An 11,344-nucleotide genomic window follows, 5' to 3' on the forward strand; every position below is an offset into this window, starting at 1 on the left:
AACAGGTATCTGACGGCATGCAAGGAACCGCTTCGATGACTGCTATAGGTACGCTGACCCCCGGTAACAGTGGTGTTGCGTCGTTGCTGGAAAGTGCTGAAACCTCCGTTGACGATGAGTCCGGCACAGACGCGGCATCGTTGGGAAGCCCGACCTTGGTCGAGGGCGTCAAAGTGTCGCTGTCCGGTGCCGCCATTGCTAAATCCGCTGGTGTCGGCGGGAAAAACAGCGATATCGATGAAAGCGGCTTGCCGGAAAACGTCCAGCAATTGCTGAAGATGATTCGCAAGTTTCGCCAGCAGATCGCCGAGAAGAACGCCCAGATCAACGCACTGATGGCCAACAAGACCCTTTCCAACGAAGAGCGATTCGCCAAGATCGCTGCCCTCAAAGGCGCCATCTCCGCCCTCAACAACGGTCTGATCACCGCCAATCTGTCCCTGACCAAAGTCATCGACCAATCGGGCCTGACCGCAGACCAGAACCTGAAAACCAACGCGCTGCTGATGAAGAGCTAAATCACCCGCGAAAAACGCTGGCGGTTCTGCTGTTCCAGATACGCGTCGAACACCATGCACACCGAACGCACCAGCAGGCGCCCGGCCGGTAGCACGGTGATGCGCTCGCGATCCAGTTCGATCAGCCCGTCCTGCGCCATGCCCTGCAATTGTGGCCAGAGCGCGCCGAAGTAACCCTGAAAATCGATGTTGAAGCTGCGCTCGATCTCGGCGAAGTCCAGGCTGAAATTGCAGATCAGTTGCTGGATCACCGCGCGGCGCAAGCGATCGTCAGCGTTGCACACCAAACCCCGGCTGGTGGCCAGTTGCGCGCCGGCGAGGGTGTTCTGGTAGTGATTGAGGTCGCTGCTGTTCTGGCAGTACAGATCACCAATCTGGCTGATCGCCGACACGCCCAGACCGATCAGGTCGCAATGACCGTGGGTGGTGTAACCCTGGAAATTGCGTTGCAAGGTCGATTCTTCCTGAGCAATCGCCAGTTCATCGTCGGGCAGGGCGAAATGGTCCATGCCGATGTAGCGGTAGCCGGCGGCGGTCAGTTGTTCGATGGTGCGTTGCAGCATTTCCAGCTTCTGCGCCGGGCTCGGCAGTTCGTTGCCGTTGATCCGCCGCTGCGGCATGAAGCGTTCCGGCAGGTGCGCGTAGTTGAACACCGACAGCCGGTCCGGTTGCAGGCTGATAACTTCCTCGACGGTGCGGGCGAAGTTGTCCGGAGTCTGCTTGGGCAGGCCGTAGATCAGGTCGATGTTGATCGAGCGAAATTGCAGGGTGCGTGCCGCGTCGATCACCGCACGGGTTTCTTCCAGGCTTTGCAGGCGATTGACCGCCCGTTGTACTGCCGGGTCGAGATCCTGCAGGCCGATGCTGACCCGGTTGAAGCCTAATTCGCGCAGCAGGCCCATGGTCGACCAGTCGGCTTCGCGCGGGTCGATCTCGATGCCGTAGTCGCCGGAGTCATCGTCCAGCAAATTGAAATGCTTGCGCAGGTGCGCCATCAACTGGCGCAACTCATCGTGGCTAAGAAAGGTCGGCGTGCCGCCGCCGAAGTGCAGTTGCTCGACTTTCTGCGCCGGGTCGAGGTGGCAGGCGATCAGCTGGATTTCCTGCTCAAGCCGTTGCAGATAGGGCAACGCGCGGCCGCGATCCTTGGTGATGACCTTGTTGCAGGCGCAGTAGTAGCAGATGTTCGCGCAGAACGGCACGTGCACGTACAGCGACAACGGGCGCAGAGCCTTGCGGCTGTCGCGCAGGGCGTGAAACAGGTCGAAGGTGCCGACCTGACTGTGAAATTGCACGGCCGTCGGGTACGAGGTGTAGCGCGGCCCCGCCAGGTCGTAGCGGCGGATCAAATCGGTGTCCCAACGAATGGCGTCGAGCATGCGGGCATTCCCCCGGATAGGCTGGCAGTGTGCCGAGTCTAGGGGAGGGCGCGGTGGGGCATCTTGATTTGCATCAACGGGATCAGTGGCCCATCAGCCAGTGCTGGTGCGGCCCCGGCAGGGTCCAGATACCGAACAGGATCACCAGCAGACCGCCGGCCATGCGCACGCTGCGTTTGCGCAACAGTGCCGTGACCCGCTCGGCCGCGAGGCCGGTTGCCAGCAACACCGGCCAGGTACCGAGCCCGAAGGCGAGCATCAGCAACGCGCTGTCCAGTGCATTGCCCTGACTGGCCGACCACAACAACGTGCTGTAAACCAGCCCGCACGGCAGCCATCCCCACAGCGCGCCGAGCAGCAAAGCCCGGGGCAGGCTCGAAACCGGCAGCAGGCGATTGGCGACTGGCTGGATGTAACGCCACAGTCCGCGACCGAGGCTTTCGATGCGGGTCAGGCCGCTCCACCAGCCCGCCAGATACAGGCCCATGGCGATCAGCAGCAACCCGGCGAGCACGCGCATGAACAGCGCAGCAGGACTGTTGGCCACCGCCCATCCCGCCAGCCCGATCAGCAATCCGGCCGTGGCATAGCTGAGAATCCGCCCGAGGTTATAGGCCAGCAACAATCGAAAGCGTCGGCTGCGTTGTTCCTTGGGAATCGCCAGGGTCAGCGCGCCCATCAAGCCGCCGCACATGCCCAGGCAATGCCCGCCGCCGAGCAGGCCAAGAATCAACGCAGACACCAGCAGTGGCGCCAGTTCAAGCATGGGGTGGCGCCTTGTCGTCCGGTTTGGCGGGGTTGGCTTCGTCTACCGCAGCGGTGTGGTTCGGGTCCTGGTCGTCGAACAGGATGCTGTGGGCCGGGCCGTCGAGGTCGTCGTACTGGCCGCTGTCCACCGCCCAGAAGAAGATGTAGACGGCGATGGCCACGATCAGCAGCGCGGCCGGAATCATCACGTAGAGAGCTGGCATCTGTACTCCATGCCCGCGCGGCTCAGGCCGGCAGCGGGCGGGTTTCTGACGTGGGGTTGACGGCCGGCGCGCTCGGCAGGCGAGTCAGGCGCAGGGCGTTGAGCACCACGGTCAGCGAACTGATCGACATGCCGACGGCGGCCCACACCGGAGTGATCCAGCCGAGGGCGGCGAACGGCAACATGAGGCCATTGTACAGCGCGGCCCACAACAGGTTCTCGATGATCACCCGACGTGTGCGGCGGGCCAGCGTGAAGGCTTGTACCAAGGCGTCGAGGCGGTTGGACAGCAACACCGCATCGGCACTGGTTTTCGCCAGATCGGTGGCCGAGCCCATGGCCACGCTGATGTCCGCAGCGGCCAGCACTGGAACGTCATTGACGCCGTCACCGAGCATCAACACCTTGCGGCCGTCCTTGTGCAGTTGTTGCAACACTTGCAGCTTGTCGTCCGGACGCAGACCGCCACGGGCCTCATCGATACCCAGTTCGGCGGCGACGCTGGCGACCATCGGCGAACTGTCGCCCGACAGCAACAGCGTGCGCCAGCCGCGCGCCTTGCACGCCGCGAGCAGGGCCGGGGCGTCGTCGCGCAGGCGGTCGTCGAGGGCGAACCAGGCCAGCGGCCCTTGACTGTCACCGAGCAGCAGCCATTGACCCGGCTCCTTCGGCATCGATGGCACCGGCGCGCCGCCGAGATCACAGACAAAATCCGCCTGACCGATGCGCAAGCGCTGTTCGCCAACCAACCCTTCAAGCCCCAGCCCCGGCGTACTGTGGACATCTTCGGCAGCCAGCGGCGCGCGACCGAAGGCGCGGGCGATCGGGTGTTCGGAACGGTTTTCCAGGGCGGCGGCCAGACTCAGGCACTGATCGCTGTCGAGGGCGCCGAGCGGTCGGATCGAGCGCAGCACCAGTCGGCCTTCAGTGAGGGTGCCGGTCTTGTCGAAGATCACCGTGTCGATCTGGTTCAGGCCTTCCAGCACATGGCCACGGGTTAGCAGCAGGCCGAGTTTGTGCAGGGTGCCGGTGGCGGCGGTGAGCGCGGTCGGCGTCGCCAGCGACAGCGCGCACGGGCAAGTTGCGACCAGCATGGCGAGGACGATCCAGAACGCTCGCGACGAGTCCAGCTCCCACCACAGCAGACCGATTGCGGCCGCCGCGATCAGCGACAGCAACAAAAACCATTGCGCGGCGCGGTCGGCGATTTCCGCCAGTCGTGGTTTTTCCGCCTGGGCGCGATCCAGCAGGCGAACAATGGCCGACAGTCGCGTGTCCTGGCCGAGCGCCTGCACCTCGACGGTCAGCGCACCTTCCACGTTCAGCGTGCCGGCGGTGACGGCGTCGCCCTTGGCGCGCGGTTGCGGGAGGTATTCGCCGGTCAGTACCGACTCATCGATGCTCGACTGGCCATCGAGGATCTTGCCGTCCGCCGGCAGCACCGAACCCGGTTGCACCAGCACGCGATCACCGAGGCGCAGTTCGCTGAGCAGGATGCGTTCACTTTGGCCGGCGTCGTCGAGGCGCAGGCACGAAGCGGGCAGCAGATTGACCAGTTGCGCAGTGGCAGCGGCGGTGCGCTCGCGGGCGCGGCGTTCGAGGTAACGCCCGGCGAGCAGGAACAGCGCGAACATGCCTACCGCGTCGAAGTACAGCTCGCCGACCCCGGTGATCGAAGTCCAGATCCCGGCGACATACGCCGCACCGATCGCCAGCGACACCGAAACGTCCATGGTCAGATGACGGGTGCGCAAGTCGCGCATGGCGCCTTTGAAAAACGGTGCGCAGCTGTAGAACACGATCGGCGTGGTGAGGAACAGCGCGACCCAGCGCAGGATCGTGTGCAGCTCCGGGCTGAGGTCGATGTTGAATTCCGGCCAGGTCGCCATGGTCGCCATCATCGCCTGAAACCACAGCAGCCCGGCCACACCAAGCTGACGCAGGGCGAGGCGGTTTTCGCTGGCCAGTTGTTCGCTGGCGCGGTCGGCCTGATACGGGTGCGCGGCGTAGCCGATGTGGCGCAGTTCGCCGAGGATCTGGCTCAGCGGCAACTGAGTGTCTGCCCAGCGCACATGCAGGCGATGGTTGGACAGGTTCAGTCGCACCTCGGCCACGGCGGGCAGGGTGCGCAGGTGTTTCTCGATCAACCAGCCGCACGCGGCGCAACTGATGCCTTCCATCAGCAGCGTGGTTTCGGCCAGTTCACCTTCGTGGCGCACGAAAGGTTGCTGCACGTCGGCGCGGTCGTACAGCTCAAGTTCATCGACCAGTTGCACCGGCAGCGCTTCGGGGTTGGCCGAGGCTTCGCTGCGATGCTGGTAATAGCTTTCCAGCCCGCCGGCGACGATGGCTTCGGCCACCGCCTGACAGCCGGGGCAGCAGAACTCGCGGGATTCCCCGAGCACGACGGCGGTGAAGCGGCTGCCCGACGGAACGGGCAGGGCGCAGTGGTAGCAGGGGATTGGAATGGTCATGAGGCGTTCCGATGATCGTTCCCACGCTCCGCGTGGGAATGCCTCCCTGGACGCTCCGCGTCCGCTTCGGCTGGGACGCCGAGCGTCCCTGGCTGCGTGCCCACGCGGAGCGTGGGAACGATCAGTGTAAGGCTTATTTTTTCAGGTCTTCGGCGCCTTGCAGCGGCTCATCACCCAGCAACAAATCCTTGTCATGGCTGACCAGCTCTTCCTCGAACATCCGCCAAACGTGATCGTCCTGAGTGCCCAGCAATTCAACAAAGCGCCGGCCTTCGATCTTGTCACTCAACTGGCCAATGTAGCGGCCCGTTTCAGTCTCGCTGCGGGCCAGGACGATCTTGCGATCCTTCTCCGGCTGGGTCGGCGAGATCAGGTTCAGTTCCAGGGTTTTCGGCTGGCTGTCGCCGCTCAGGCGCAGGTCGACTTCGCCGGTCACATCATCCAGGTGCACGGCAGCGCGCATCTTCAGGGTTTGCGCCAGCAGTTCGCGATCCAGCGAACGGTTGATGCCTTTGCCGGCCTCGTAGTAGTTGTCGTTGACCAGGTTGTCCGGGTTGTTCACCGCGATGGTCACCATGGACAGCGTCAGGGTCACCGAACAGGCCAGAATCCCGATGATGATCCATGGCCAAAGGTGCTTGTACCAGGGACTTGCGGCGTTTGCTGCGGGCATGTTCAGTTCTCTCAACGATTTTGTGGGCCGATGAACCGGCTCTTGGCTTCTACATGGACGCTGTCGTCATCGGCATCCTTGAGGATGAATTTCACCTCGTTGGTGCTCGATGGCAATTGTTCAGGCGCACTCGACAACTCGACCGGCATGCTGAAGATTTCCCCGGCAGGCACCTTGATCTCGCGTTTGCCTTGCAGGCGCAGATCCGGCAAACCGGCGGCTTCCAGCACGTAGGTGTGGTCGCGCTGATCCTTGTTCATGATCTTCAGGCTGTAGACGTTTTCGATCCGGCCTTCGGCGTTTTCACGGTACAGCACGCGGTCCTTGCTGACGTCGAAACCCACCAGCGAACGCATGAAAAACGCGGTGACCAACAGGCTGATCATCGCCAGCAGCACCACGGCGTAGCCGATCAGACGTGGCCGCAGTTTATGGGTTTTCTGCCCGGACAAGTTGTGTTCGGTGGTGTAGCTGATCAGTCCGCGCGGGTAATCCATCTTGTCCATGATGCTGTCACAGGCGTCGATGCACGCGGCGCAGCCGATGCACTCGATCTGCAGGCCGTCGCGGATGTCGATGCCGGTCGGGCAGACCTGAACGCACATGGTGCAATCGATGCAGTCGCCCAGGCCCTGAGCCTTGTAGTCGACGCCTTTCTTGCGCGGGCCACGGCTTTCACCGCGACGCGGGTCGTAGGAAACGATCAGCGTGTCTTTGTCGAACATCACGCTCTGGAAGCGCGCATACGGACACATGTAGATGCACACCTGCTCACGCAGCCAGCCGGCGTTGCCGTAGGTGGCGAGGGTGAAGAAACCGACCCAGAAATACGACCAGCCATCGGCTTGCCCGGTGAAGAATTCGAACACCAGTTCGCGGATCGGCGAGAAGTAGCCGACGAAGGTCATGCCGGTGACGAAACCGATCAGCAGCCACAGCGCGTGCTTGGCGAATTTGCGCAGGAACTTGTTGGCGCTCATCGGCGCCTTGTCGAGCTTTATGCGCTGATTGCGGTCGCCTTCGGTGACCTTTTCGCACCACATGAAAATCCATGTCCACACGCTTTGCGGGCAGGTGTACCCGCACCAGACCCGACCGGCATACACGGTGATGAAGAACAGGCCGAACGCCGCAATGATCAGCAGCCCGGAAAGCAGAATGAAGTCCTGCGGCCAGAACGTGGCGCCGAAAATGAAGAACTTGCGCTCCGGCAGGTTCCACCACACGGCCTGATGGCCGCCCCAGTTCAGCCAGACCGTACCGAAATACAGCAGGAACAGCGCCGCGCCGCCCATCATCCGCAGATTGCGGAACAGGCCGGTGAAAGCTCGGGTGTAGATTTTTTCTCGAGAGGCGTAAAGGTCGACGCTGTTGTTCGCGTTCTTGCTGGGTGGCGTGACGTCGTGTACCGGAATCTGGTTGCTCATCATTGCATCCCACGGCAGTGGAAAAATGCCTCGGTCGATACGTGCCGGCCGGGGTCAAAAAGGGGTGTTGCGGTGGCGCAATGATACGCCTGTCATGCCGACGAACGGGTGCGACCTTTGGTCGCGTTGGGGAAAAATCATGAATGGTGTAGCGAATGTAACAAAGCATGATGCAGATCAATTGACTATAGACGATAGGTGCTGCTGACAGCGCGACGGCGATGCTGTGGAAGTGCAGGCATTGCCGCCGCTTTCATCAGTCGGTCAAGGTAACCGGCCGCCACCGAGGCTATCGATCCCGCCGGTACTGCGCTTTCTGTCGGCAGTGGCTTCGCTCACTAGGGAGCGTTTTTGCCGACTCAGGCTGTCGCCGTTGGCCGCATCATTTTGTGGCGTCTGTTCACCCGTTTGAGTCGGCTGATCAGTATCCTGATTCTGATGTTGCTCTTTCATCGTTTAGCTTCCTTGCAAGATGAGTCGTGGGGTAGTCAGCACATCGGCTGCAGCAGGACGTTATCGCTTGCCAGCCAATGTGCCCATCGAATTTCAGTTGCGAGATGTGAAGCTGCGATGTGGTTTTTTTAGCCCCACAGATTGATCTGCGTGGCCGAAAACCGGTTCTTTCTTGGCCGGTTTCCAGTCGTCAAGATTAGACAGGTCTTGTTGAAGTATAGAAATTCTGGTTTCTGTTGTTGTGTTTGAAATAAGTTTATTTAATTGCCTGCGTGATCTGCTTTGAAAAGCACTATTTGATGGAATATGTTTGCGTCTGGCGATATTCGGTCGCTAGTTATTATTCAAGTTAAATGGAGTTTCGAGGCTATGGCTTTTAATGGAGTTGTAAAATTTCTGCTGGGTGTCTGTTTATTCTCTTCTGTTACTTTGGCTCATGCCGTTGAGGGCGCTCCACGGCATATGGTGTTCGCGTCCGACACGCAATATCCCTGGACTGACAAGACCGACAGTAGAGAGCCGGAATCCGATGCGGACTTCGAAAAACGTGCCAAGTGGCTGGTGGACAGCCAGTTGGGCAGTATCGCTGCGTTTCGAAACGCCCATGGAGGGCAGGCGGCAATCCCGTTGATGATCAACGGTGACATTACTGCTTTTGGCCATGGCTGGCAGCGGTCCTATATGAAATCGGCCCTGGAAAAATACTTCAAGGGTGATTACCTGTACGGCTTGGGTAATCATGATTACGAAAATAATGTGGATGACTGTTTCAGTAATAGTTGTGCGGCGGGTAGCATTGTCGAGTTCAACGAATATCATAAGGGGAAGGTGGATAACTTTGACCTCGAGGTCACTGGGGCTTTTCTGGATATTCGTTATTCGGGCAGTCTCGCGTACTCGAAAAATGTCGGAGACGTTCATTTGGTACAACTCAATAATGAGCCCACCTACACTACGAAGATTGCTCATGCGTTGAATCCGACAACTTTCAATATCACCAGCGCTCTGGACTGGCTTGAAACGGATTTAAGGCTTGCGCGGGTATCGGGTTACGCCATCATCATCAACATGCACAAGTGGGATGACTGGCAGGGGGACTGGCAACAGCAACAGCGCTTTCAGGACATGATCGAGAAGTATGAGGTCACCGCCATCTTTGCCGGTCATTACCATACGCAAGGTGGTGGCAGGCGCTGGATGGGCAAGGTGCCGATGTTTCTCAGCGGCGCAACGTCCCAGCAGACGTACCTGACAGCTAGCTTTTCGGATGATCGCAAGCTACTGCATGTCAACCTGGTCGAGAACAATGATTGGCAAAAGCCGCATTTCGTGCACACGGTTCTGGTGAAATCCCTCTGGGCCAGTCGCCCATAAGCAACGGCCCCGCCAATTCTCATTGGCGGGGCCGTTTCATTTTCGGGCATGGCTTTTATTCGGTAAGGCGAATGCCTCAGTCCCATGGATTGATGACGTCAACGCCGCTGGATGCAAAGTCACCGGTGTTGCGAGTGACCACTGTCAACCCATGAACCAGCGCCGTTGCCGCGATCAGGGCATCGCTTTCATTCGCCTGATCCGGCACATGAATGCGCGCGCAGCGCAGGGCGACAGCGGCATCGACCGGCAGGATTCGCGCATCGAAGGCCGGCATCACGTGGCGCTTGAGCCAGGTGCGCAGAATCTTTCCCTGAGCCGGATCACGGCGCTCCATGCGTAGGACGCCGGTCTCCAGTTCCTTCAAGGTAATGGCCGAGATAAACATGCGAGGGGCAATGATCGTTTTGGCCCAGGCGACAACGTTCTTGTCGGCCTGGGGTTTGCGCAGTTCGGAAATCACATTGGTGTCGAGCAAATACATTCAGGACAGATCCACAGGGCGGTGAGTGATCACGGCACGCTCGGTTTCGAACTCGATGTCTGCCGCTTCAGGCATGACCAGCAGATCGACGATGCTCGCGTTGAGGCCGGTGAGTTTTTCGTACTCCTCAATGCTTAGCAGTACATGGGCGGGCTTGCCACGATCCGTGATGATCACCGGCCCATTGCGCGCGGCTTTTTTGGCACTGCTTGTGTCCTGATTGAATTCGCGGCTGGAAATGGTGGTGATGGCCATCATTGCGACCTCTCCTGAAGAAGATATGTAGCAACGTTACTACTGCGACCGGCGTCTCACAACCGGGAAGGCCTGACGAGCCTGACCGCTGGTCGGCCATTCAAAGGGCAGAAACAAAACGGCCCCGCCAATTCTCATTGGCGGGGCCGTTTTTTGCTTCAAGCGTTGGCCTTACTGGGCCTCGGCTTCCGCTGGTTTTTCACCGTGGGACAGGCTGTAGACGTACGCCGCCAGCAGGTGAACCTTGTCGTTGCCTTGCAGTTGTTCCTGGGCAGGCATCTGGCCCTGACGGCCGTAACGGATGGTCTGCTGCAGTTGGGCGAAGCTCGAACCGTAGATGAACGCGGCCGGGTGGGTCAGGTCAGGTGCGCCCATGGCTGGCGTACCTTTGCCCGCCGGGCCGTGGCACGCCACGCAGTTGGCGGCGAACAGTTTCTGGCCGTTGGCCGGATCTGCCTTGGTGCCTTCCGGCAGCTTGCGGCCATCCAGGTTGGTCAGCACGAATGCGGCTACATCGGCCACGCCTTGCTCGCCGATCACTTCTGCCCAGGCCGGCATCACCGCGTGACGACCGCCCATGATGGTGGTCTTGATGGTTTCCGGCTCGCCGCCCCAGCGCCAGTCGGCGTCGGTCAGGTTAGGGAAACCATAAGCGCCCTTGGCGTCGGAACCGTGGCAGACCGAGCAGTTGGAGGCGAACAGACGGCCACCCATCTTCAGGGCTTGCGGATCCTTGGCGACTTCTTCGATCGGCATGGCGGCGAACTTGGCGAAGATCGGACCGAACTTGGCGTCCGAACGGGCCATTTCCTTTTCCCACTCGTGAACGCCGGTCCAGCCGGTCTGGCCGTTGGCGAACGCGGTCTGCTTCTCGGTATCGAGGTAGTTGTAACCCGGCAGCAGGCCTTTCCAGTTGCCCAGGCCCGGGTACAGCACCAGATAACCCAGAGCGAACACGATGGTGCCCACGAACAGCATGAACCACCATTTCGGCAGCGGGTTGTCGTACTCCTCGATCCCGTCGAAGGAGTGGCCGACCGTCTCGTCGGTCTGCTCGGTGCGCTGGCCCTTGCGGGTCGACAACAACAGCCAGGTCAGGGAAAAGATCGTACCGAGACTGAGGACTGTGACGTACAGACTCCAGAATGTAGTCATTCTTTGTTACTCCTAGAAGCTTGCTCGACGTGCTTGATGGCTTCGGGATCATCCGCGAAGGGCAGCAAGGTCGCGTCTTCAAACTCCGACTTGCGCTTGGGGCTGAACACCCACAACGCCAGGCCGATGAAGGCAACCATCACGACAACGGTGCCCAGGCCTCGAATCATCCCGATATCCAT

The 11,344-nt window shown here is 60.4% G+C and carries 13 protein-coding genes; 2 read left to right on the top strand and 11 right to left on the bottom strand.

Annotated features, from left to right (window positions below):
• The first annotated feature begins 35 nt into the window (after window positions 1-35).
• Window positions 36-518: a hypothetical protein gene (locus LOY31_RS09560; RefSeq protein WP_258713149.1), complete on the top strand. Its 483-nt coding sequence runs from the start codon at window positions 36-38 to the stop codon at window positions 516-518.
• Here LOY31_RS09560 and hemN read toward each other — a convergent pair.
• The 7 genes from hemN to LOY31_RS09595 all read right to left on the bottom strand — a co-directional run bounded on the left by hemN (window position 515) and on the right by LOY31_RS09595 (window position 7,894).
• Window positions 515-1,897: an oxygen-independent coproporphyrinogen III oxidase gene (gene hemN / locus LOY31_RS09565; protein ID WP_011333280.1), complete on the bottom strand. Its 1,383-nt coding sequence runs from the start codon at window positions 1,895-1,897 to the stop codon at window positions 515-517. The genes LOY31_RS09560 and hemN overlap by 4 nt on opposite strands.
• Before the next feature lie 82 nt (window positions 1,898-1,979).
• Window positions 1,980-2,663: a sulfite exporter TauE/SafE family protein gene (locus LOY31_RS09570; protein WP_039770036.1), complete on the bottom strand. Its 684-nt coding sequence runs from the start codon at window positions 2,661-2,663 to the stop codon at window positions 1,980-1,982.
• The gene (gene ccoS / locus LOY31_RS09575; RefSeq protein WP_007951659.1) at window positions 2,656-2,868 is read right to left on the bottom strand and encodes a cbb3-type cytochrome oxidase assembly protein CcoS; all 213 of its coding nucleotides are present in this window, start codon (window positions 2,866-2,868) and stop codon (window positions 2,656-2,658) included. The genes LOY31_RS09570 and ccoS overlap by 8 nt, the downstream gene beginning before the upstream one ends.
• 22 nt (window positions 2,869-2,890) lie before the next feature.
• Complete coding sequence (locus tag LOY31_RS09580; RefSeq protein ID WP_258713150.1) at window positions 2,891-5,341, bottom strand: heavy metal translocating P-type ATPase; 2,451 nt, start codon at window positions 5,339-5,341, stop codon at window positions 2,891-2,893.
• A gap of 133 nt (window positions 5,342-5,474) precedes the next feature.
• A complete protein-coding gene (locus LOY31_RS09585; protein WP_007951661.1) occupies window positions 5,475-6,014 on the bottom strand; it encodes a FixH family protein in 540 nt (179 codons plus the stop codon).
• Window positions 6,015-6,025: 11 nt separating this feature from the next.
• Window positions 6,026-7,441 (bottom strand): cytochrome c oxidase accessory protein CcoG, encoded by a 1,416-nt coding sequence (gene ccoG, locus LOY31_RS09590; protein WP_007951662.1) that lies wholly within the window; start codon window positions 7,439-7,441, stop codon window positions 6,026-6,028.
• A gap of 264 nt (window positions 7,442-7,705) precedes the next feature.
• On the bottom strand, window positions 7,706-7,894 hold the full coding sequence (locus tag LOY31_RS09595) for a hypothetical protein (protein ID WP_085609015.1): 189 nt from the start codon (window positions 7,892-7,894) through the stop codon (window positions 7,706-7,708).
• 369 nt (window positions 7,895-8,263) lie between these two features.
• Here LOY31_RS09595 and LOY31_RS09600 point away from each other — a divergent pair, with 369 nt between their 5' ends.
• Entirely contained in the window at window positions 8,264-9,268 is a 1,005-nt protein-coding gene (locus LOY31_RS09600) for a metallophosphoesterase (protein ID WP_258713151.1), read from the top strand.
• A gap of 76 nt (window positions 9,269-9,344) precedes the next feature.
• Here the strand turns inward: LOY31_RS09600 and LOY31_RS09605 are convergent, their stop codons facing one another.
• The 4 genes from LOY31_RS09605 to LOY31_RS09620 form a co-directional block, all read right to left on the bottom strand.
• Complete coding sequence (locus LOY31_RS09605) at window positions 9,345-9,752, bottom strand: type II toxin-antitoxin system VapC family toxin (RefSeq protein WP_127797431.1); 408 nt, start codon at window positions 9,750-9,752, stop codon at window positions 9,345-9,347.
• Window positions 9,753-10,007, bottom strand: a complete 255-nt coding sequence (locus LOY31_RS09610) for a type II toxin-antitoxin system Phd/YefM family antitoxin (protein ID WP_039770179.1) — start codon at window positions 10,005-10,007, stop codon at window positions 9,753-9,755.
• Window positions 10,008-10,178: 171 nt separating this feature from the next.
• The gene (gene ccoP / locus LOY31_RS09615) at window positions 10,179-11,162 is read right to left on the bottom strand and encodes a cytochrome-c oxidase, cbb3-type subunit III (RefSeq protein WP_102717707.1); all 984 of its coding nucleotides are present in this window, start codon (window positions 11,160-11,162) and stop codon (window positions 10,179-10,181) included.
• Window positions 11,159-11,344 carry a CcoQ/FixQ family Cbb3-type cytochrome c oxidase assembly chaperone gene (locus tag LOY31_RS09620; protein WP_003175465.1) on the bottom strand — a complete coding sequence of 62 codons (186 nt, stop codon included), beginning with the start codon at window positions 11,342-11,344 and terminating at the stop codon, window positions 11,159-11,161. Before LOY31_RS09620 ends, ccoP begins: the two co-directional genes overlap by 4 nt.

The sequence above is a fragment of the Pseudomonas sp. B21-021 genome, assembly GCF_024749205.1.
Lineage (GTDB): Bacteria > Pseudomonadota > Gammaproteobacteria > Pseudomonadales > Pseudomonadaceae > Aquipseudomonas > Aquipseudomonas paraglycinae.